General features: G+C 35.1%; 16 protein-coding genes. 9 read left to right on the top strand and 7 right to left on the bottom strand.

Translation table 11 applies throughout. The features are described 5' to 3' along the window. Window positions 1-189 precede the first annotated feature (189 nt). From clpP to serB, 6 genes are all read left to right on the top strand, one after another. A complete protein-coding gene (gene clpP, locus ACXX80_RS03030) occupies window positions 190-864 on the top strand; it encodes an ATP-dependent Clp endopeptidase proteolytic subunit ClpP (RefSeq protein WP_039108847.1) in 675 nt (224 codons plus the stop codon). A gap of 85 nt (window positions 865-949) precedes the next feature. Further along, window positions 950-2,182, top strand: a complete 1,233-nt coding sequence (gene clpX, locus ACXX80_RS03025) for an ATP-dependent Clp protease ATP-binding subunit ClpX (protein WP_417950574.1) — start codon at window positions 950-952, stop codon at window positions 2,180-2,182. Between the two features lie 176 nt (window positions 2,183-2,358). Then, the gene (locus ACXX80_RS03020; protein WP_458551936.1) at window positions 2,359-2,769 is read left to right on the top strand and encodes an SRPBCC family protein; all 411 of its coding nucleotides are present in this window, start codon (window positions 2,359-2,361) and stop codon (window positions 2,767-2,769) included. Between the two features lie 11 nt (window positions 2,770-2,780). Continuing rightward, complete coding sequence (locus tag ACXX80_RS03015; RefSeq protein WP_458551934.1) at window positions 2,781-3,221, top strand: SRPBCC family protein; 441 nt, start codon at window positions 2,781-2,783, stop codon at window positions 3,219-3,221. Between the two features lie 24 nt (window positions 3,222-3,245). Then, window positions 3,246-3,680: a VOC family protein gene (locus tag ACXX80_RS03010; RefSeq protein ID WP_458551933.1), complete on the top strand. Its 435-nt coding sequence runs from the start codon at window positions 3,246-3,248 to the stop codon at window positions 3,678-3,680. Window positions 3,681-3,873: 193 nt separating this feature from the next. Then, on the top strand, window positions 3,874-5,112 hold the full coding sequence (gene serB / locus ACXX80_RS03005; RefSeq protein ID WP_458551932.1) for a phosphoserine phosphatase SerB: 1,239 nt from the start codon (window positions 3,874-3,876) through the stop codon (window positions 5,110-5,112). Window positions 5,113-5,168: 56 nt separating this feature from the next. Here serB and ACXX80_RS03000 read toward each other — a convergent pair whose 3' ends face one another. After that, complete coding sequence (locus ACXX80_RS03000) at window positions 5,169-5,318, bottom strand: hypothetical protein (RefSeq protein ID WP_458551931.1); 150 nt, start codon at window positions 5,316-5,318, stop codon at window positions 5,169-5,171. An 11-nt stretch (window positions 5,319-5,329) separates the two neighbouring features. Further along, window positions 5,330-6,853: a GH3 auxin-responsive promoter family protein gene (locus tag ACXX80_RS02995; RefSeq protein WP_458551930.1), complete on the bottom strand. Its 1,524-nt coding sequence runs from the start codon at window positions 6,851-6,853 to the stop codon at window positions 5,330-5,332. A 94-nt stretch (window positions 6,854-6,947) separates the two neighbouring features. Here ACXX80_RS02995 and ACXX80_RS02990 point away from each other — a divergent pair, with 94 nt between their 5' ends. Continuing rightward, entirely contained in the window at window positions 6,948-7,742 is a 795-nt protein-coding gene (locus ACXX80_RS02990; protein ID WP_458551928.1) for a DUF2797 domain-containing protein, read from the top strand. A 177-nt stretch (window positions 7,743-7,919) separates the two neighbouring features. Here the strand turns inward: ACXX80_RS02990 and ACXX80_RS02985 are convergent, their stop codons facing one another. Beyond that, window positions 7,920-10,532: an AsmA family protein gene (locus ACXX80_RS02985; protein WP_458551927.1), complete on the bottom strand. Its 2,613-nt coding sequence runs from the start codon at window positions 10,530-10,532 to the stop codon at window positions 7,920-7,922. A gap of 188 nt (window positions 10,533-10,720) precedes the next feature. After that, complete coding sequence (sppA, locus tag ACXX80_RS02980; RefSeq protein WP_458551925.1) at window positions 10,721-12,481, bottom strand: signal peptide peptidase SppA; 1,761 nt, start codon at window positions 12,479-12,481, stop codon at window positions 10,721-10,723. Window positions 12,482-12,619: 138 nt separating this feature from the next. Here sppA and folK point away from each other — a divergent pair, with 138 nt between their 5' ends. After that, complete coding sequence (gene folK / locus ACXX80_RS02975) at window positions 12,620-13,756, top strand: 2-amino-4-hydroxy-6-hydroxymethyldihydropteridine diphosphokinase (protein WP_458551924.1); 1,137 nt, start codon at window positions 12,620-12,622, stop codon at window positions 13,754-13,756. A 14-nt stretch (window positions 13,757-13,770) separates the two neighbouring features. On the opposite strand, the gene ACXX80_RS02970 is transcribed toward folK, so the two are convergent. The 3 genes from ACXX80_RS02970 to ACXX80_RS02960 form a co-directional block, all read right to left on the bottom strand. Then, the gene (locus ACXX80_RS02970; RefSeq protein ID WP_458551923.1) at window positions 13,771-18,267 is read right to left on the bottom strand and encodes an FIDD domain-containing protein; all 4,497 of its coding nucleotides are present in this window, start codon (window positions 18,265-18,267) and stop codon (window positions 13,771-13,773) included. A 40-nt stretch (window positions 18,268-18,307) separates the two neighbouring features. Next, on the bottom strand, window positions 18,308-18,844 hold the full coding sequence (locus ACXX80_RS02965; protein WP_458551921.1) for an RNA methyltransferase: 537 nt from the start codon (window positions 18,842-18,844) through the stop codon (window positions 18,308-18,310). 69 nt (window positions 18,845-18,913) lie between these two features. After that, a complete protein-coding gene (locus ACXX80_RS02960) occupies window positions 18,914-19,363 on the bottom strand; it encodes a DUF1573 domain-containing protein (RefSeq protein ID WP_458551920.1) in 450 nt (149 codons plus the stop codon). A gap of 157 nt (window positions 19,364-19,520) precedes the next feature. On the opposite strand from ACXX80_RS02960, the gene mutS reads away from it, so the two are divergent. After that, the gene (mutS, locus tag ACXX80_RS02955) at window positions 19,521-22,157 is read left to right on the top strand and encodes a DNA mismatch repair protein MutS (RefSeq protein WP_458551918.1); all 2,637 of its coding nucleotides are present in this window, start codon (window positions 19,521-19,523) and stop codon (window positions 22,155-22,157) included. The last annotated feature ends 72 nt before the right edge of the window (window positions 22,158-22,229 follow it).

Here is a 22,229-nt window from a genome sequence, read left to right as displayed (position 1 = left end):
TTTTAAATTCCTGCAAGAGCTTCTTCCAGTCGCTTTGCAAGAATAAAAAAACTAAAAAACGGAATTCAAAAAGCTTTCTACTCCCATCTGGGCTAAAAAATAAGACATATTGACATCATTTATAAAGAGGTATGACCTTTGCATTAAATGGAATCACAAGATATAACGTAAAACTTAGAACAAAAAAATATGAACTACGGTAAAGAATTTAAAAAATTTGCTACAAAGGACCACGGCGTAAACTCTATGTATTACGATAAAATCGTAGGCGCAATGACTCCTAAAAACATGACTCCATATATCATTGAAGAACGTCAGTTGAATATTTCACAATTAGATGTTTTCTCCAGATTGATGATGGACAGAATTATATTCCTTGGAACAGGAATTGATGACCAAATCGCAAACATCGTTCAAGCACAATTATTGTTCCTTGAAAGCGCTGATGCTTCTAAGGATATTCAAATTTATTTGAACTCTCCAGGAGGAAGCGTTTACGCAGGATTAGGGATATATGACACGATGCAATACATCAAACCAGATGTAGCAACAATTTGTACAGGAATGGCAGCTTCTATGGGAGCAGTGTTGTTATGTGCTGGTGCTGCAGGAAAACGTTCGGCTTTGCCACATTCAAGAGTAATGATTCACCAGCCATCAGGAGGAGCTCAAGGAGTTGCAACAGATATGGAAATCAACTTACGTGAAATGTTGAAACTGAAAGATGAGTTATATAAAATTATCTCTCACCACTCCGGACAAACTTTCGAGAAAGTACACAACGACAGTGAGCGTGACTATTGGATGATTGCTGAAGAAGCAAAAGCATACGGAATGATTGATGAGGTTTTAATAAGAGGATAAAAATAGTTACAAGTTTAAGGTTTAAGGTTTAAGGTTGCTGCGGGAACTTTAAACTTTAAACTTTTAAACTTTAAACAAAAAAAGAATGGCAAAAGTAGTATTAGAGTGTTCGTTTTGTGGAAGAAAGAAGCCAGAAACCAATTTGTTGATTGCTGGTATCAATGCACATATTTGTGATAAATGTATCGAACAAGCACACGGAATTGTTTTAGAAGAATTAAAATCCAGCGGAAGTTCAAAACTGGTTGGAGATTTGATTTTGAAGAAACCAAAAGAAATCAGAGCGTTCTTGGATCAATATGTTATTGGACAGGACCAAACTAAAAAAGTAATGTCGGTTGCGGTTTACAATCACTACAAACGTTTGATGCAACAGCAATTAGACGATGAGGTAGAGATTGAAAAAAGTAATATCATCATGGTGGGACAAACAGGAACAGGAAAAACATTGGTGGCTAAAACCATTGCAAAAATGTTGGATGTGCCTTTAGCTATTGTTGATGCTACCGTTCTTACAGAAGCAGGTTATGTTGGGGAAGATGTTGAAAGTATTTTGACACGTCTTTTGCAAGCAGCTGATTATGATGTAGCCAAAGCAGAACGCGGAATTGTATTCATTGACGAAATAGATAAAATTGCACGTAAAAGTGACAATCCGTCTATTACGCGTGACGTTTCGGGTGAAGGGGTGCAACAAGCATTATTGAAATTATTAGAAGGAACCGTTGTGAATGTGCCACCAAAAGGAGGACGCAAGCACCCGGATCAAAAATTTGTTGAGGTAAATACACAGAACATTTTGTTTATTGCCGGTGGTGCTTTTGATGGAATCGAAAGAATTATTTCGAAACGATTGAATCGTCAGGCCGTGGGTTATTCGACTTCTAAAAATGTGGATAATATCGATAAAGACAATTTGTTGCAATACATTATCCCAAAGGATATCAAAGATTTTGGATTGATTCCGGAGATTATTGGTCGTTTGCCAGTTTTGACACACATGGATCCTTTAGACAGAGAAACATTGCGTGCGATTTTGACACAACCTAAAAATGCGTTAATCAAACAATACGAGAAATTGTTTTTGATGGATGAGGTAGCTTTTACCATCACAGATGAAGCCTTGGATTTTATTGTGGATAAAGCGTTAGAATATAAATTAGGAGCTCGTGGATTGCGTTCTTTATGTGAAGCTATCTTAACGGATGCGATGTATGAACTGCCAAGTTCTGATGATAAAACATTAGAAATTGATGTTGAATATGCTAAAGAAACGTTGAACAAAAATTTATTGAAACGTTTGGAGATTGCATCATAATTTGAATTCGGATAAAGATTAATTTTTAATCTTTTCTAAAAATATAAAACCTGTTCATTCATTTGGGCAGGTTTTTTTTATGGAATGTTTTAAAAGTTATATTCTTGCTTATAAAAGAGAACCGATTTCAAATATTTTGTAAATTTATAATCCAAAATTTAAAAAAGAATCGAGAAATGATAACAGTACAAAATACAATAAATGCTTCAATTGAAAAAGTCTGGGAATTATGGACTGCTCCGGAACATGTCATGAAGTGGAATAATGCCTCAGAGGATTGGCATACTCCTTTTGCAGAAAATGACTTGAAAGTGGGTGGGAAATTCAAATACACCATGGCTTCAACAGACGGTACAATGCGTTTTGATTTCGAAGGAGTTTATACGAATGTGGTGAATCCTTCTTTAATAGAATACGAAATGGCTGATGGGAGAAAAGTGAAAATTGTTTTTGAAAAAGATGCAGAAGGTATAAAAGTAATAGAAAGTTTTGATCCGGAAACAGTAAATCCTGAAGAAATGCAGAAAAATGGCTGGCAGGCAATTTTGGATAATTTTAAAAAATATGTTGAAAATTCAACCCTTTAAAAACTAACAAAATGACAACACTGGAATTTAAAATCGAGATAAATGCTCCCAAAGAAAAAGTTTGGGACGTTTTATGGAATGAAGAAACATACAAACAATGGACCTCCATTTTTTGTGAAGGGTCTTATGCAGTAAGCGATTGGAAAGAAGGTAGTAAAATTCAATTTTTGTCTCCAAACGGAGACGGAATGAATAGCATTATTTACAAGAAAATTGATAATGAATACATGGCTTTTAAACATTTGAGTGAAATCAAAAAATTTGAGGAAAAACCTGTTGATGATGCGACTCAAGAATGGGTTGGCGCTAGGGAAATGTACCGTTTGACCGAAGATAAAGGAATTACTGTTTTAGAAGCAAAAATGGATTCAGTCGAAAAGTATATCGATTATTTCAAAACGACATGGCCAAAAGCGCTAGATTTGGTAAAGAAACTTTCAGAAGAAAAATAATATATTAATTTAAAAATTACAATCATGGCAGCAATTAATCCATACTTAGTTTTTAATGGAAACTGCGAAGAGGCATTTCTGTTTTATAAATCAGTATTTGGTGGGGAATTCCCTTATATCGGTAAATTTAAAGACATGCCACCAGCAGATGGAAATCCCGTGCTTTCTGAAGCAGATGGGAATAAAATTATGCATGTTTCATTACCAATTGGTGACGGATCTGTCCTGATGGGAAGTGACAGTAATTCGGCAAGTGGCGAAGTTACTATTGGACAAAATATTTCAATTTCTATAAATACGAAAAGTAAAGAAGAAGCAGACAAATTGTTTAACGGACTTTCGGCAGGAGGAACGGTGACCATGCCAATGAGTCAAACCTTTTGGGGCGCTTATTTTGGAATGTTTGCTGATAAGTTTGGAATCGGTTGGATGGTGAATTTTGATGAAAATGAAAAGTAATTAGCATTAAAACAAATATTGGTGTACTATTGGATTGCATTTTTCTCAAAAAAATAAACCTGTTCATTCATTTGGGTAGGTTTTTTTATGGGTAATTTAAACTATTTGTTATTGTTTAAAAAAAGGAACATTATTTTTTTTTATCAACGTCAGATTGTCGATTTTTGTCCATACTAAATCAAATAAATATAAAATGCAAATAGAAGATGTTGAGGTAATTTTACTAAAAGTTTCAGGTCAGGACAAACCCGGAGTAACCGCAGGTTTGACATCCATTTTGGCGAATTATGATGCTATTATTTTAGATATTGGTCAAGCAGATATTCATGATACACTCTCTTTAGGTATTTTATTTGAAATAAAAGCGGGTTCTTCTTCCGCTCCTGTTCTAAAAGATTTATTGTTTAAAGCCTATGAATTGGGTGTGAAAGTAAAGTTCATACCAATTTCTATTGCGGATTATGAAATATGGGTCAAAGGACAACGCAAACAAAGGTATACGATCAATGTTTTGGGCGAAACCTTAACGGCAGTACAATTGGCCGCGGTAACCAAAATATTATCCAACCAAAATTTAAATATTGACGCAATCAAAAGATTAACCGGCAGGGTTTCTATTTTGGAGAAAGAAGAATTTCCACGTTCTTGTATCCAATTATCAGTTACAGGAACGATTGTAGATAAAACGTTTATGACGGCGAGTTTTATGGAAATTTCTAGAACGTTAGATGTGGATATTTCATTTCAGGAAGACAATATGTACCGAAGAAACAGACGCTTAGTATGTTTTGATATGGATTCGACCTTGATTCAAACCGAAGTAATTGATGAATTAGCAGAGTTGGCGGGAGTGGGTGAGCAAGTAAAAGCCATTACAGAAGCAGCGATGAACGGCGAAATCGATTTTAGCGAAAGCTTCAAGCAACGCATGGCTCTGTTAGAAGGTTTGAGTGAGGACGTGCTGCAAAATGTTGCTGAAAATCTACCAATTACCAAAGGTGCGCATCGCTTGATGAAGGCCTTGAAATATTATGGGTATAAAACGGCTATTCTGTCCGGAGGATTTACCTTTTTTGGGAAATACTTGCAAAAAGAATTAGGTATTGACTACGTTCACGCTAACGAATTGGAAATCAAAGAGGGAAAATTGACAGGTAATTATCTTGGCGAAATTGTTGATGGTAAAAAGAAAGCGGAATATCTTCAAGCCATTGCCGATAAAGAAGGTATTCATATTAACCAAACTATTGCAGTGGGTGATGGTGCCAATGATTTGCCGATGTTGAATTTAGCAGGTTTAGGAATTGCTTTTCATGCCAAACCTACGGTAAAAGAAAAGGCAGAAAGTTCAATATCCAGTTTGGGTCTCGACGGTGTTTTATACCTGTTAGGATACCACGACAGGCATATTGATATGATGGAGGAAGAGTAATATATAATTATAAAAAATAAAAAGGGCTGTACCAGAATCATTTTGTACTGCCTTTTTTATGCTTTAAGGGTAAACACTTTTTCAAGTTTTTCTGGTGTTTGTTTTTCTGGAGATTTACAAATTCCTCTGGCACCACAACTCATTCTATGAGGTCCGCAGGAACTCAAGAAAAAAAGTGTTATCAAGATGTAGAAGGTGTTTTTCATCTTATCGTTTTTTATACAGCTTGAAACTGCATGCTTTTCAGTTGTTCTAGATAATCTCTTTGGTTGGATAATCTTGGAATTTTGTGTTGTCCACCCAATTTATCTTTGTCTTTTAACCAATCATAAAATAAATTTTTACGGGCTATATTTATTATTAACGGATTTAACGTCATGTTATTGTAGCGTTTCGCTTCGTAATCGGAGTTTAAGGATTGTATGGATTCATCTAATGCTTTCTGGAATTGAGATACATCAGCCGGATTGTCTTTGAATTCAATCATCCATTCATGGGCACCTTTTTCTTTGCCTTCCATAAATATAGGTGCAACGGTGTAATCAACCACTTCGGTTTGGGTTAGTTTACACGCTTTGGCTATAGCCTGATCGGTGTTTTCGACCATTAATTCTTCGCCAAAAACATTAATGTGATGCTTGGTTCTGCCCGTCACCCGAATTCGGTACGGATTTAATGACGTAAAACGAACGGTGTCGCCTATCAAATAGCGCCATAAACCAGAATTCGTTGTAATCACCAAAGCATAATTTTTGAACAATTCTACATCTGCTAATCGAATAACTTTTTGATCCGGTGTACCAAAAGTATCCATTGGAATGAATTCATAGAAAATCCCGTAATCCAACATCAATAATAAATCACTGGAATTATTTAGATCCTGAATGGCAAAAAAGCCTTCAGAAGCATTATATATTTCGTAATATTGAAACTCTTTATTCGGCAGTATTTTTTTGTACTGTTCTCGGTACGGTTCAAAATTTACGCCTCCGTGAAAGTACACTTCCAAATTCGGCCAAAGTTCGAATAGATTTCCTTTTCCGGTTTCTTCCTGCATTTTATTCATTAAAACTAACATCCAAGAAGGAACTCCAGCGAAACTGGTTACATTTTCGTTTTTTGTTTCGTTTATTATAGCAGCAATTTTAGTTTCCCATTCACTCATCAGGGAAATTTTGTTACTTGGTGTGCTGCTGAACTCCGCCCAAATAGGCATGTTTTCGATTAAAATTGCGGATAAATCGCCAAAGAACGTATTGTTGTCTTCATAGATTTGGGAACTTCCGCCAAGACGCAGACTTTTCCCAAGAAACAGTTCTGAATCTTCGTTGTTATTTAAATACAAACACAATAAATCCTTACTTCCTTTATAATGACAATCTTCCAAGGCTTCATTACTGACCGGAATAAATTTACTTTTGGCATTGGTAGTTCCGCTTGATTTGGCAAACCATTTTATAGGTGTTTCCCAAAAAACATTTTGTTCGCCTTTGCGGGTTCTTTCAATCAATGGCTGTAATTCTTCGTAGGTTGAAATAGGAATTCTTTCGGCAAAAGTCGCGTAGGAATGTATCGAAGCATACTCATATTCTTTGCCTAAAGCAGTATTTTTAGAAGAGTGAATTAAATTCATAAGCAATTCTTCCTGAACCTCATTTGGATATTTTAGGAAAAGTTCGATCTGATGAATTCTTTGTTTGAGAACCCAAGAAGCAAACGAATTGATTATGGTTAGAGGCATTTTTAAATTATGAATTATGAATTGTGAGTTATAACTTTACCAAAAATAACAAAATTTGTTTAACTGTTGCGTTAAACCCGAAACTTTAATCACAATGACATACGAAGGCGTACTTACAAAAATGCAAACCGAATTTGGAAACCCAATTCAATATTACTTAGTTTTTGAGAATAGTTTTTTAAATGTGAATCAGTTGCTGAATAAAGAGATTGAGGTCAATTTTGTGGGATACCAATGTTTAAATTGTGGAAAAAAGAAAAAAATATTCCGTCAGGGATTTTGTTACGATTGTTTCTATTCCAGCGCAGCCGTTGGCGATTGGATTATGAAACCGGAGTTGAGTACCGCTCATCTTGGAATTCAGGATCGTGATTTGGCGTATGAAGAAAAAGTACAATTGCAACCCCATATTGTGTATCTAGCCTTGTCCAGCGAAGTAAAAGTAGGTGTGACCAGAAAAACACAAATGCCAACACGATGGATTGATCAAGGCGCGACCCAAGCCATTTCGATTGTGGAAGTTCCTAATCGCTATTTAGCAGGAATTACAGAGGTGGCATTGAAAAATCATTATGCCGATAAAACCAATTGGCGAAAAATGCTAACGAATAATGTGGAGCAAATTGACTTAGTTGCGGAGCGATTAAAAGTAGAGAATTTGATTCCATCGGAAGTTCAGGAATACTTTTATTCTCAGAAGAATGATTTGTACGAGATGCATTATCCCGTTTTACAGTATCCAACCAAAGTAAACAGTTTGAGCTTGGATAAAACACCGCAGTTTCAGGGAAAACTTACCGGAATAAAAGGGCAATATTTACTTTTTGAAGACGGAACGGTTTTTAATATTCGTGGTTCCGAAGGATATGTAGTGACGATTAATATATAAGAAACACAGGTTTTTTAACCATTAAGGAATTAAGATTTTGAGCTTAATTTTTCTTAATTCCTTAATGGTAAAATCTCAAAAGCAAATAGTTTCGTTGTTTAGATTCAAGTATAAAATTCAATAAAAAAGAGGAATCTCAATTGGTGAAATTCCTCTTTTTTGCTTCATAAAGCGGTCTTAATTTACTTTAGTAGTATCTACTGCTTTCTTTTTCTTTTTAAATAAACCGTTGAGCAAATCGGCAGCTTTAGCTTTTACCTCTTCTTTTGTGGCAGGTTTAATAGGAGTTGCTGTTTTTGTAGTATCTCCAGGTTTTTTGTTTTTATTTATATAATCCGTCAAAGCCGATGTTCCTTGTTTTACCAGTCTATCTTTTTGTTGGTTTACTAATTGAGTCGTCAATTTAGTCACCGCACTATTGATGTCGGTTGTAATTTTTGGATTTGTAAAATTACCTACTAATACAGCATTTATAGGAAAGCTTTCTAATTTTGCAGCATCGGCAGCAGATAATTTTGCGATTAGCGCATTCGCTTCTGAGCCCAGATATTTAGCAGGAACATCAAATTTTAGATTGTAATTCATGCTTTGGTCAAAACCATGCGTGCCTCCAATTGTTGCTTTGATATCTTTGTACTTGATATCAAATGGTTTTACATTTACTTTTCCGTCTTTGAAAGTTACCGCAGCTTTCAAATCATTCAAATTGATTTTACTCACGTCAATGAATTTCAAGTTAGAGCCTAAAGCGGTCAATAAAGTCGAATTACTGGAATTTACAGTCGTAGAAAGCAGTTGTCCTAATAAATCTCCGGTAAGCGTTTTCAAGTCAGGAGTTAGTTCTGTTGCATCAAGATTTCCGTTCAATTTGATGCTTGAATTTAATTTTCCGTTGATGATTCCCGCAATTGGTGCTATTTTTTTCAACATGTCCAGTTGGGTGAACGATTGCGCAATATCGACTTGATTTAATTTTAAATCCATATTGAAAACTGGCGTTTTTCCTTTTGTGGAAACAGCTCCATTTACTCCAATTGTTCCACCGAAAATTGAGGTTTTTACATTTTCTAAAGTTACTTTTTCGTCTTTCACGATTAGTTTTCCGGAAACATCTTTCAGAGTCAAATTATCATATAAAACCGTAGTCGCTTTTGCGGTAAGCGTACAATTTAAAAAAGCAGGAATCTTCATTGCCTCTGCTTTTTTTGTTGTGGTTTTAGTGGTTTCACCGGTTGTCATAAAATCATCAACAGCCAATTGCTTGGAATTCATGTTGAAATTTCCTTTCAATTCTTGGTTTCTAAATATAAATCCGTAAAAATTCCCCAAAATTCCCGTTACACTAATGTCGCTTTTTCCTGTCGTTGCGTTCAGTTGTTTCAAATTGACTTGGCTAGGATTAAATTGAACTAAAGCAGTGCTGATGTTCATTGTTTTGCCGTTTTCATCCACATAGTTGAAACCAGATAAACTCATGGTTCCCGCATTATTGATGTTTTGGTACTGACTTTTCTCAACTGATTGCATATCAAATTTTGTAGTCACATCAGCCTTTAAAATTCCGGATAGTGGTTTGTCCAGCTTTATAGGATACGCTTTAGAAAGATTGGCTAAATTGATAGTTCCTTTTAAAGCAGCATCAACGATTGCATTTTGAGTGATGTTCCTAATGTTGGCTTTGGCATTAAAAACATCTTGGTCTATTTTGAAAGAGAGCTTGTCCAAATTAACGTATGTATCATTTAGAATCCCTGTTTCGTTGATGATTTTAGTGTCAATAACGATATTTTGAACTGATTTAGGTAAATTAGGATATTGAAACGATGCGTTATTGGAAGCAATTTCAATGTTGAATTTTGGCACTGTTGTGTCAGAATACAAGCCTTTTGCAAAACCCGCAACGGTAAAATCACCGGTTGTTTTCACGTTATCTAAACTCGAGGCGTACGCTGCAGGAATGATTCCCAAGAAATTTTTGAAAGACGAAGTTGGCGTTTTAAATTTCAAATCATACTGTTGACCGGCTTCCACCATTTGAATAAATCCATCAAATTCTAACGGCAATTGATTGATTAAAGCTTTGTTTTCTTTGAAGGTGTATTTACTTTTTTCTAAATCAATTCCCAAAACTGCGTCCAAGGTCAAAGCAACATTATTCATGTAATTGACTTTGTCCATATCCAGCGATACTTTTGCAGTTGATTTGGTAACCAAATCTAATTTTTGTGCTGCAAAATCGCCTGTTCCTTCATGGTTCAAACTGTCGATTACCATTTTTATTTTTGAACTTTCGTCAAAATAACGAAACTTAAAATTCTCAATTTTATACTCTTGGATTTTTAATGATAACGGACTGCTTTTTCCATTTGCTACAGTGTTTTCCTCTTTCAAAGCAATGTCATAATTCGCGATTCCATCTTTGTTGAAAATTATATTGATTAATCCGTTTTTCGAAGTGATTCCGTCAATAGATATCGCTTCGTTTTTGCCTTTAAAAAGTTCTTTGATAGACATTTTTAAATTCAATTCACCAAGTGAAATCAAAGTATCACCTTCAAAAGGAGCTTTGTTGATAATGACTAATTTTTCCAAAGTTACATTCGCATTTGGAAAATTTTTGAATAAGCTTAAATCCGCTTCTGCAAAAGAGACTCTGGCATCTACTTTGGCATTGATAGCCTCAGAAATTTTAGTTTTTATTTGATCTTTAAATAAATAAGGCGCTGCAAATAAAGTTACGATGACTAGGATAAAAAGTATTCCAATGATTTTTAAAACTTTCTTTAGCATAATTTGATTGTCTTTAGATTTATAAGTTTAGCAACAATGCTGCCTTGTATTCTTTTACAAAAATAGTATTTTTAGTATAGTTTACCTTTTGCGGCGTTTTTATAAACAATAATTTAACTTTAATGGATGAAAAAATCCGTTTCAGCAAGTGCGAAAACGGATGTAGTATAAAAGCTTTTATTATTTATTTAATGCATGTTGATTTCAAATGGCATTATGGCTTGCACCCCTTTTCTGGCTTGCAGTTTTTTTATTTCCTGCATCATACGATAATTTTCTTCCCCAATTTCTTCTTTTATAATGTCAGCTTTCGATTTTGCAAAAGGAAGATTAGCTAAAAGATCATTAAAGTTTTTCTCATATTCCGGATAATTTTGGGTGCTATAGCTTTTTACTTTTGCCAAAGAAGCGGCTTTTGCAATAGCATCATCTAAACCTCCAATTTTGTCTACAAGTCCAATTTTTAAGGCTTCAGAACCTGTCCAAACTCTTCCTTGTGCAATAGCATCCACTTGTGCAAATGTCATTTTTCGACCTTGTGCCACGTGTGTAACAAAAGTTTTATAAATGTGTTCCACACCTTCTAAAGTAACTGCTTTGAAATTCTCATCGATTGGAACAAAAGGACTATAGTTTGCTGAGTTTTGGTGCGTTTTAACTTGTTCGGTATGAATTCCAATTTTAGTGGCTAATGGTGTGAAATTAGGTAATATTCCAAAAACGCCTATTGAACCGGTAATTGTATTTTCTTCGGCAAAAATGGTGTTGGCATTACAAGCAATATAATATCCGCCTGAAGCTGCATAATTTCCCATAGAAACCACGACAGGTTTTACTTTTTTAGTTAATTCAATTTCTCTCCAAATTAAATCAGAAGTCAAAGCACTTCCACCTGGACTGTCAATGCGGAGTACAATAGCTTTTACATTTTTATTTTTTCGAGCCTCTTGTAACGAACGGCGCATAGAACCTTCACCAATCACATTCACATCGCCTTCACCACCTAGAATTTCTCCTTGCGCATAAATAATGGCGATTTCGTCTTCACTATCAAAAGTTTGTGAAGTAGTAGCTATTTTTTGAGCATAATCAATAACAGACACTTTATTGTAGTCTTCGTCATTGGCCACTTTAAGTGCTTTTTTTATCGCGTTATGATACACATCTTCATAGGCAATAATGTCAACTAATTTTTGGGATTTTGCCATTTCCGGAGTTCGAGCAAGAAGCCCATTGGCAATTTCATTTAATTTAGCCACTGATATATTTCTACTTTTAGAAATATCAGCGGTGATAGAATTCCAAACAGAATTTAATAATGCGGTAGTTTGTTCTCTGTTGGCATCACTCATTTTATTTTCTAAAAACGGTTCTACAGCACTTTTATATTTCCCATGACGGATGACTTCCATTTTTAATCCTGATTTTTCCTGAAAATCTTTAAAGAACATAATTTCAGAAGATAATCCCTTGAAATCCAATTCTCCAACCGGATTGATATAAATTGGGCTGGCAACAGAATTTAGATAATATTCTTTTTGAGAATACGAATTGGCATAAGCCATAACGAATTTGCCTGATTTTTTAAAGCTTTCCAGAGCATCTCTCAGCGCTTTACTTTGCGCCATTCCCAGCGAAGAAACGTTATTTAAAATAGAGATTCCTTTGATGTCATTATCTGATTTAGCCTCTTCGATAGCATTTATAATGTCTGATAAACCTACTTTTTTGTTTTCTGAAAAAATAGTCACCCACGGATCTTTATATTTTCCGGCATAATCATTTCTTATGTCTTCCAAATTCAATTCAATCACAGAATTATTCTTCACTGTAATGCCTTCAGATTCACCGCCAAAAATGGCTCCAATGAGTATGATTCCAAAAAAGAACAACATGAAAAAAACAAAAATACCTATAATGGTCGCCAATACATTTCCTAAAAATCTCATAATTATATTTTTTTAATATGTCGCAAAAAAGGTAGAAATGTTACAAACAATCGTTTGGTATTTTCTAGTTTAATTATCAACACAGGATGCAAATATATTGCTAATTCTAAAATTCTTTTAGTTAATTTGCACCTAATTATGAAATCACAACATCAGGTCATTTTATCTATAGGTAGTAATCAAGGCAATCGTTTGGAAAATATCGAGCGTTCCTTAGAATTGATACATCAAGAAATTGGTACTGTAATTAAAGTTTCCAGATTATACGAAACTCCAGCTTGGGGTTTTGAAAGCGATGCTTTTTATAATTGTGCATTAGTTTTACACACTTTTTCCTCTGCTCATAAAATTCTGACTCAGATTTTAAAAATCGAAAAAAGATTGGGTCGTTTGCGAAACAAAACTCAAGAATACCAATCTCGCACGATTGATATTGATTTGATTGCTTTCGATTCCGAAATTATTGCTACCGAAAAACTGCAGGTTCCACATCCCTTGATGCAAAACAGGAATTTTGTTTTGTTGCCTATTCAAGATTTAAATTTAGATTGGAAACATCCCATTCTTCAAAAAAATATTACTGAATTGCTGATTGTATCTCCAGATGACAGTGTTTGTGAGGTCGTTCAGGATTTGGTAAGTCCTTTGCAAAATATTTCTTTAGAGCAATTTAATTATGTTGCCTTTGAAGGGAATATTGGAGCTGGAAAAACAACTTTGGCGACAAAAATTTCTGAGGATTTTAATGCGAAAACAGTATTGGAACGTTTTGCTGATAATCCTTTTTTACCCAAATTTTACAAAGATCAGAACCGATATGCATTTCCACTTGAAATGTCTTTTCTTGCGGACAGATATCAGCAATTATCAGATGATTTGGCGCAATTTGATTTGTTTAAAGACTTTCTGGTTGCCGATTATCATATTTTTAAGTCTTTGATTTTTGCCAAAATAACACTGGCTGAAGATGAATATCGTTTGTACCGCAATCTTTTTGATATCATTTATAGAGAAATGCCAAAACCGGATTTGTACATTTATTTGTATCAAAATTCAGAAAGGCTTTTGCAAAATATTAAAAAACGCGGCAGAAGCTACGAACAAAAAATCCCAGCGGAATATTTGGATAAAATCAATAGCGGTTATCTCGATTATATTAAATCACAAACCGATTTGAATGTTCTAATTATTGATGTTTCTGATAAGGATTTTGTAAAAAATCAAGAAGATTATCTGTACATTCTAGATGAAATAAAACTAAAAATTCAAAAATAGTTTACTTTAGCTATTTATCTCTTTAAAGAAAAATGTCCTTTTTTTTCTCGGCCGTCTTCCAGTTTTAGAGTGAACCAATAATCATCTGCTGGTAGGGGCATCCCATTAAAAGTGCCATCCCAACCTGGATTTAAAGAGGGAACCCACTGTTTTAGTAGCTTGCCATATCTATCAAAAATGTAGATTATAGATTTAGAATTAAAAGTTTCATTCACCCCTTTTATACTCCAATAATCATTATGGCCATCGCCGTTTGGTGTGAAAAATTTTGGCACGCCAACAACTATAATTTCTTGATAAACAAGACCACACCCATTTTTATCATTGATATACACTATATGGATTCCTGCAGGTACATTATTAAAAAAACTAGAGTCTTGCCAAGATGCATTTGGTTCATCCAAACTGTATTGGTAATCTCCAGGTCCAGTTGCGGTGATAGTTATGGTGTTATTGTCTGTTAAATCTACAACATCCACAGAGTTTATAGTTGCTGTATTTGATGCAGTGACAGTAATGGTTCTAATTCTGCTACAACCTACATTATTGATTACTTCAACGGTGTAATCTCCCACGGTATTTACATCTAATGTTGGGGAATTTGTCCCGACAATTATTCCATCTTTCGTCCAAATATAATCGTAATTACTTGTTGGCGAACCATCTAATACACCTGCATCCAGCGTTACAAAAAAGCTCGAAAGATTGGAGCAAACTAGTTCGTTTGAAAGGCCATCTAAATTCAAGTCAATATTAGGAATAGGGTTGACAACAAAATTTAATGTCGTCGATGCCGTACAAATTGTGTTTAATTGGTTCTGAACATTTACAGTAATATTTTGTGTTTTGGTTACAAATGGATTGGGTAATGGACTTGGCAAAAGCATATTATTTTGATCGTAATATTTGACAATCATTCCAGTTTGTCCGCCAAGAATGGTGGTTTCGAATGATGAGGTATCAAAAGCAAATTGACCATCTTGATTGATTGGATTCGCTTCGTCGTCACAAGTTGTTGTAAGGGCTGAAGGAACAGCATTAGCAATTGGCGAAGCATCTACAATAAATGTTATGATGGTTTCATCAAAGCATTGTTGAGTTGTATTATTGGTTACAACCGCTTTAATGGTTTGCGAGGTTGCTGTGAAATTTACCGGAAATGGACTTGTAATCGAAACTCCGTTGGCATCTTTCAGAGGATTGTTGGCTTGATCGAAATAAGTAACCGTTACATTGGTTTGTCCTTGTAATAAATCAGATTCCAACGAAGAAGTATTGAATGTGAATATTCTATCGTTGTTATCGTCGCATTGTCGAGGAATAACAACTGTATTTGCAACAGGTAAAGCTTCAACAATTAAAGTTAAATACGGGCCAAGACCGTAACAAGCATTATCCAAATCACTGTCAATCCGTATCCAAATATCTTGAGAATTAGGGTAGCCAATATTTCTATAATTCGAAATATCTGTAATTACGTTAGTTTCTGCCAAAGCATCAGTTTCGTTTTTGTAGTAAGTAATAGTATAAGCATCAGAAGTAGGTAATAGTCCTTCTATAATCGCTTTTGTCGAAGAGAAATCAAAAGTGGTAATCCCATCACGATTGTTATTGTTTCCATTATTATTTCCATTAACATCCAAAAAGTCATCGCAAACAGGAGGAAAAGTAATTTTGTAGTTTGGAATAATGTTCGTAGCGGGAACTTTCAAAGTGATTTTCGCAACACTATAACAACCTGTTATTTTGTTACTGACTCTCGACCAAATATCCATTATTGTTGGAGTTGTATTTTCAAAAGCCAATTCATTTGAAATCAAATCTGCTGAAACGGCATTATTTGCTCCGTTTAAAGAAGTATAATAAGTAAAGTTTTCATTAATAGAGTTTGCTGAAATTGCATTGTTATTTACGGTTAAATTAAATAATGTCCTTCCATCTACAATTAAATCAGTATCACATTGGATAATTTCAACATCTTTTACTATCGGCAATGGATTAATGATTACTGAGATTTCAGCTCTCGGTCCTTCACATCCAGTAGCTGTGATGGTTTGACTTACGTAATATTTTGTTGTGCCTACAGTGGCCGTCGATGGAGTAGGGCTTGTTGCGCTTGATGTCCCGCCTGTTGGAATTGTGTACCAATTAAGAGTACAATTTGCCGAAACGGTTGCCGTTAGAGGAATTGCAACTTCATTATGACAATAGTCAATATTACTTGTTATTGGAGCCGTCGGTAATGGATTTACAATTACAATGATTTCAGCTCTTGGTCCTTCACAACCTGTGGAAGTTATGGTTTGACTCACATAGTAATTTGTTGAGCCTAAAGTTGTAGTAGAAGGTGTAGGGCTTGTTGGGCTAGACGTCCCTCCCGAAGCTGTTGTGTACCAATTTAAAGTGCAATTTGCAGAAGCTGTTGCTGATAAAGACACAGCAGATTCATTATTGCAATAGTTTGCATTACTCACAATTGGTGCAGTAGGCAATGGATTTACAGTTACTATAATTGCAGCTCGAGGACTTTCGCAACCGTTTACTGTGTTCGTTTGGCTTACATAATAAGTGGTGGAACCTGCAACTGTTGTAAGGGGTGTAGGACTTGTAGTTGAAGGAACTCCTCCAGTTGGCAAAGTGTACCAATTTAAAAAGCAATCTGTCGAGGCGGTTGCAGCTAAAGGAATAGCTGGTGCATTCAGGCAATATAAAACGGGACTTGTAGAAGATATTGCGATTTGAGGTAAACTAGGCAAAGCTTTTATAGTGGCGATAATTTCAGTTCTTGGACCATTTGGGCAATTTCCATTTGAGGCATCAACATAATAAGAAGTTGTAGTGGTAAGAGTTGGAGTTGTAAATGAATTTCCTGTTGCTGTCGGAGTTTTACTAGTATTTGAAGTATACCAACTAACGATACCATCAGTTGAAGTTGCTTGAAGAGTAACAACCCCTGATCCACAAATAGAACTGGGAGTTGTGCTGGTTATTTTAGGTATTGTAACTGTCGTACTTGTTGATATTTGAAGAATTGGATCTTCTGGCATACCGCCATATTCAACTATATAACCTTGGGGTTGATAATTGCCGCTTGCATCTCCGGTATTGGTTAAATCATTCCAAGAACCAGGAATCCCTGGTGCATTATTGGATTTAATATGGGCATAATCTTCATTGGCACCATTATATTGGTTGGGTTCGTCTGTGTTCCATTTGGCATAATTGGGAGTAGAGCCATTAGCAACTCCATTCCAAAAAGTGATTCCAGTTCCGCCATTTGCTAGGCCTTCTGGACCTGTTACCCATTTCCATACACCTTCTGTCGTAGCATCACTTCCACCAATCCATCCCGCTCCTTTGGCTTGTTCGCCAGAGATTTGCGCTTCATCTGCGGCCATAATCGTGGCTAAATACCCTTTTAAGCCATAATAATTAAGTGCTTCTGCGGCTGTTTTTGCAGCAGTCCAAGTGATGCCCACATTAGAGACAAATTCATAATAGTGACCTGTGGAGGGAAGGAAATTTGCCTGTCCAATTGTGATGGAAAAACTTCGAGTTCCTGAAGGTGAAGGCGATGCATTGCTAAACTCAACATCTTTTATCGCTGAGACAAAGTCTGCATAAGGTATTTGCAAACCCGTTTGACTATATAACTTTAGCTTTCCAGTAATTACATCCCAAATTGTATTTATTTTGGGATGTGCTGTTAAGTTGGCGAGTTTCAATAAATCCTGACCAGAAACATATCCTGAAGAGATTTGAATGTAAATAGCATTGGTGCTAGGTTCAGAAGGGTCATTGGTAATAGAAATGGTTTCAACTATTTTTAAAGAAGTTCCTGGGCAATAGGTTTGATTTCCTGTTGCTGTAATTTTGGGCGGATCGATTGTAGCTGCGGTTTTACTACAATCTTCAGAATAGCGGGCGGTGGCATCTTTTTTGGAAGGATCCCAAGAATTTGAAACTGCTTCATTATCTACTTGAATACAGCTTAGATTTGGATTATTAAATGCATTTAAAGCGAATAAATCTCTATTGTTGCCGTTCTTTAAATTTAGACTAGTCAGTTCATTCCAACTACAAAATAGTTGAGTCAAAAGGGTATTTTTGCTAAGATCTAAACTTGTTAATTTATTTTGGAAACAAGACAAGTAGGTCAGCTTGGTGTTTCTTGTAAGATCTAAATTCGTTATGTTGTTACCCCAACAATTTAATAGAGTTAATGATGTATTGTTAGTTAAATCTAAACTCGATAATTTATTGCGGGAACACTCTAAAAAAGTCAAACTTACAAAATCCTGTATTCCGGTTAAATTACTGATATTGTTAGCCGAAATGTCCAAACTGGTAATTCCACTCACATTACTAGTAAGCACTTTTCCATCAATAGCACCAATATCAATGCCTTTATTAATTAGTGCACTTTCAAAATTCACATCTGGAATCAAAGTATTTTGGGCACAGCAAAAAAAAACAGAGAATAGTGTAATAAGATGGTATAGCTTTTTCATGAAATGATAGAAAAAAATTAGGAAAATTCAATTAAAAAAATCATTTTGGCCAGTTCAGTTTTTGGAATAAGTCCCAAACTACAATTCCTGCACTAACTGATATGTTCAAAGAATGTTTCGTGCCTAATTGTGGGATTTCAATACAGCCATCGCATAGTGCAACTGCTTCTTGAGAAACACCATATACTTCGTTTCCAAAAACTAAAGCATATTTTTCTCCCTTTTTAACCTCAAAATTTTGCAGAAAAATTGCGCTTTCCACTTGTTCTATGGCAAGTGTCATTACATCTTCCGCTTTTAATTTTTCAATAACGGCAAGAACATTCTCGTGATGTTCCCAAGAAACAGTTTCAGTGGCTCCAAGTGCGGTTTTATGAATTTCTTTGTTTGGTGGTGTGGCAGTAATACCACATAAATATATTTTTTCAATTAGAAAAGCGTCGGCAGTTCTAAATACGGAGCCAATATTATGCAAACTGCGAATATCATCTAATACTAAAATCAGCGGTGTTTTTTCAGATTGTTTAAATGCTTCAATAGATTTTCGATCTAGTTCGCTGTTTTCTAGCTTTCTCATATTTTGTAAATTATTCAAAAAAAAAGCTTCCGAAGTTAATGGAAGCTTTTTTGTATATTTAGTTAAAATTTAGCTTTTTGAAGATTCAGCGGCTAAAACATTTCCTTTTATTGTAAGTGTTTTGGTAGGAACAACAGCATTAGTTGTCAATGTTACTGTTTTAGTAAAAGCTTGACCACCTCTTGAAGTGTCATATTTTACTCCAATAACTCCTTTTGCTCCCGGAGCAATTGGCTCTTTAGGATAAGTAGGAACTGTGCAACCACAAGATCCTTGAGCATTAGTAATGATTAAAGGTTTGTTACCGTTATTTGTGAAAACAAATTCGCGTTTACCATCAGAGTTATAAGCAACAGTACCATAGTCAATAGTTTCAGTTACGAAAACCATTCCTGCGCCATTCACTTTTGCAGCAGCAACTTTAGCAGTAGTTGCTTTCAATTTTTTTGAAGTTTCTTGTGCAGTAGAAGTTGCTACTCCTAAAACAACTAGCATAGCTAGGGTAATTATTTTTTTCATATCTCTTTCAATTTAAAAGTATCCACAAATCTAAATAAAAAATAGAAATTATGACTTAAATCTTTCTTAAAATAGTTTAATTTTTTGAACCCCTTATTTATTTGTTTTAAAATATATAAATTCGCTGATATTTTTTCATTTTTAAACACAAATACAATTGGCATCTAAAGATAAAGTAGTTAAGGAAACTCCGTTAATGAAGCAGTACAATGAGATAAAAAGAAAGTACCCTGATGCTTGTCTTTTGTTTCGTGTTGGGGATTTTTATGAGACATTTGGAGAAGACGCAGTTCGTGCTTCAAAAATATTAGGAATTGTCTTAACGAAGCGCGGAGCAGGTTCTGAAACTGAAACGGCGTTGGCTGGTTTTCCGCATCATTCCTTGAATACCTATTTACCAAAATTAGTCAAAGCAGGACTTCGTGTAGCAATTTGTGATCAACTCGAAGATCCAAAAATGACTAAAACCATTGTAAAACGTGGTGTTACTGAACTGGTGACTCCGGGAGTTTCTATGAATGACGAGGTTTTACAATCAAAAACGAATAACTTTTTAGCGTCCATTTTCTTTGCCAATAAATCTATAGGAATTTCGTTTTTAGATGTTTCTACAGGTGAATTTTTAACGGCGCAAGGCAATGCAGAATATATTGATAAATTGTTACAGAATTTTAATCCAAGTGAGGTTCTGATTCCAAAAAATAATAAGAATGATTTCCGGGAAATTTTCGGAGATGATTACCATAGTTTTTATTTGGAAGATTGGATTTACAAAGAAGACTACGCATTCGAAACCTTAACCAAGCATTTTCAAACGGTTTCCTTAAAAGGATTTGGAATCGAAGAATTGAAAGAAGGAATTATTGCTTCCGGAGCCATTTTGTATTATTTATCCGAAACGCAGCATAATAAAGTGCAACATATAACAGCGATTCAGCGTATTGCTGAAGACGCCTATGTCTGGATGGACCGTTTTACCATTCGTAATCTGGAATTGTACCACAGTTATAATCCAAACGCGGTGACGCTTCTCGATGTTATTGATAAAACACTTTCGCCAATGGGTGGGCGTTTGTTAAAAAGGTGGTTGGCGCTTCCTTTGAAAGACAGTGCTAAAATAAAAAGTCGTCACCAAGTAGTTTCTTATTTAAAAGATAATCAAGATGTTTTAAAGAATATTCAGAATCAAATCAAGCAAATTTCTGATTTGGAGCGTTTAATTTCAAAAATTGCTGCCGGAAAAGTATCGCCTAGGGAGGTGGTTTATTTGAAAGAATCATTGGATGCCATTATTCCAATAAAAACTTTGGCGTTAGAAAGTCCGCAAGAAGCCGTAAAAGTAATTGGTGACAGTTTGCACAGTTGCGAATTGTTGCGCGAAAAAATAAAAACCGTTTTAAATCAAGATGCGCCTGTGGCTATTGCCAAAGGAAATGCGATTGCCAAAGGAATCAATGCAGAATTAGATGAGTTGCGTGCGATATCAACTTCTGGAAAAGAATTTTTGGAAGGAATTGAAAAGCGAGAATCACAATTAACGGGAATTTCTTCGTTGAAAATTTCCTTTAATAATGTTTTTGGCTATTACATCGAAGTACGGAACATGCATAAGGATAAAGTTCCTACGGAATGGATTCGAAAACAAACTTTGGTTAATGCGGAACGCTATATTACTGAGGAATTAAAAGAATATGAAACAAAAATTCTTGGTGCCGAAGAAAAAATTCATAAAATCGAAGTAGAATTATTCGAACAATTGGTTAGCTGGATTGGCACGTATATAAAGCCGGTTCAAATGAATGCTAATCTGGTGGCGCAACTGGATTGTTTGTGTTCTTTTACACAATTGGCTATCGAAAATAAATATGTTTGTCCTGAACTTGACGAAACTTTCGAATTAGAAATCAAAAACGGAAGGCATCCTGTTATCGAAAAACAATTGCCGGTTGGAATGCCTTATATTGCCAATGATGTTTTCTTGGATAGAGAAACACAGCAATTGATTATGATTACAGGTCCAAATATGTCTGGAAAGTCAGCTATTTTGCGTCAAACGGCGCTGATTGTACTCTTGTCTCAAATGGGAAGTTTTGTTCCTGCAGACAGCGTTAGAATGGGAATTGTAGATAAAATATTTACCAGAGTAGGAGCGAGTGATAATATTTCGATGGGAGAATCTACTTTTATGGTTGAAATGAATGAAACTGCCTCTATCTTGAATAATATTTCTGATAGGAGTCTAGTGCTTTTAGATGAGATTGGAAGAGGAACCAGTACCTATGACGGAATTTCCATAGCTTGGGCAATTGCAGAATTTTTACACGAGCATCCTTCACAACCCAAAACCTTATTTGCAACGCATTATCATGAGTTGAATGAAATGAGCGAATCATTGCCTAGAATTCAGAATTATAATGTGGCTGTGAAAGAATTGAAAGATACCGTGCTTTTTATTCGAAAATTGGTAAAAGGAGGGAGCGCACACAGTTTTGGAATACATGTGGCGAAGATGGCCGGAATGCCTCAGATTGTAATTTTGAAAGCGCAGAAGCTTTTGAAGAAATTAGAAAAAAATCATTCCAGTGATGCGCTGAACGGAATTAAAGCTTCAAAAGATGGCTCGAGCCTGAAAGGCGAACAGGCGGAGCAAATGCAAATGAGTTTTTTTAATCTGGATGATCCTTTGTTAGAAGAAATCAAAGAAGAGATTATAAGTCTGGATATTAATACCATTACGCCTATGGAAGCGCTCATGAAATTGAACGAAATTAAAAGAATGTTGACTAGAAAATAATTTATTTTATTTTAAAGTTTAGGTTATCAGAGTATTAACTTTTATCTGTAATTTTTTTATAAAAAAGGCTTG

It is taken from the genome of Flavobacterium sp. GNP002 (assembly GCF_054343795.1).
This window is presented reverse-complemented; position numbering and strand designations above follow the sequence as displayed.

What these genes read in the sequence shown, in the direction of transcription:
- clpP (WP_039108847.1), top strand. Translation starts at nt 190, where the DNA reads ATGAACTACGGTAAAGAATTTAAAAAATTTGCTACAAAGGACCACGGC.
- clpX (WP_417950574.1), top strand. Translation starts at nt 950, where the DNA reads ATGGCAAAAGTAGTATTAGAGTGTTCGTTTTGTGGAAGAAAGAAGCCA.
- ACXX80_RS03020 (WP_458551936.1), top strand. Translation starts at nt 2,359, where the DNA reads ATGATAACAGTACAAAATACAATAAATGCTTCAATTGAAAAAGTCTGG.
- ACXX80_RS03015 (WP_458551934.1), top strand. Translation starts at nt 2,781, where the DNA reads ATGACAACACTGGAATTTAAAATCGAGATAAATGCTCCCAAAGAAAAA.
- ACXX80_RS03010 (WP_458551933.1), top strand. Translation starts at nt 3,246, where the DNA reads ATGGCAGCAATTAATCCATACTTAGTTTTTAATGGAAACTGCGAAGAG.
- serB (WP_458551932.1), top strand. Translation starts at nt 3,874, where the DNA reads ATGCAAATAGAAGATGTTGAGGTAATTTTACTAAAAGTTTCAGGTCAG.
- ACXX80_RS03000 (WP_458551931.1), bottom strand. Translation starts at nt 5,318, where the DNA reads ATGAAAAACACCTTCTACATCTTGATAACACTTTTTTTCTTGAGTTCC.
- ACXX80_RS02995 (WP_458551930.1), bottom strand. Translation starts at nt 6,853, where the DNA reads ATGCCTCTAACCATAATCAATTCGTTTGCTTCTTGGGTTCTCAAACAA.
- ACXX80_RS02990 (WP_458551928.1), top strand. Translation starts at nt 6,948, where the DNA reads ATGACATACGAAGGCGTACTTACAAAAATGCAAACCGAATTTGGAAAC.
- ACXX80_RS02985 (WP_458551927.1), bottom strand. Translation starts at nt 10,532, where the DNA reads ATGCTAAAGAAAGTTTTAAAAATCATTGGAATACTTTTTATCCTAGTC.
- sppA (WP_458551925.1), bottom strand. Translation starts at nt 12,481, where the DNA reads ATGAGATTTTTAGGAAATGTATTGGCGACCATTATAGGTATTTTTGTT.
- folK (WP_458551924.1), top strand. Translation starts at nt 12,620, where the DNA reads ATGAAATCACAACATCAGGTCATTTTATCTATAGGTAGTAATCAAGGC.
- ACXX80_RS02970 (WP_458551923.1), bottom strand. Translation starts at nt 18,267, where the DNA reads ATGAAAAAGCTATACCATCTTATTACACTATTCTCTGTTTTTTTTTGC.
- ACXX80_RS02965 (WP_458551921.1), bottom strand. Translation starts at nt 18,844, where the DNA reads ATGAGAAAGCTAGAAAACAGCGAACTAGATCGAAAATCTATTGAAGCA.
- ACXX80_RS02960 (WP_458551920.1), bottom strand. Translation starts at nt 19,363, where the DNA reads ATGAAAAAAATAATTACCCTAGCTATGCTAGTTGTTTTAGGAGTAGCA.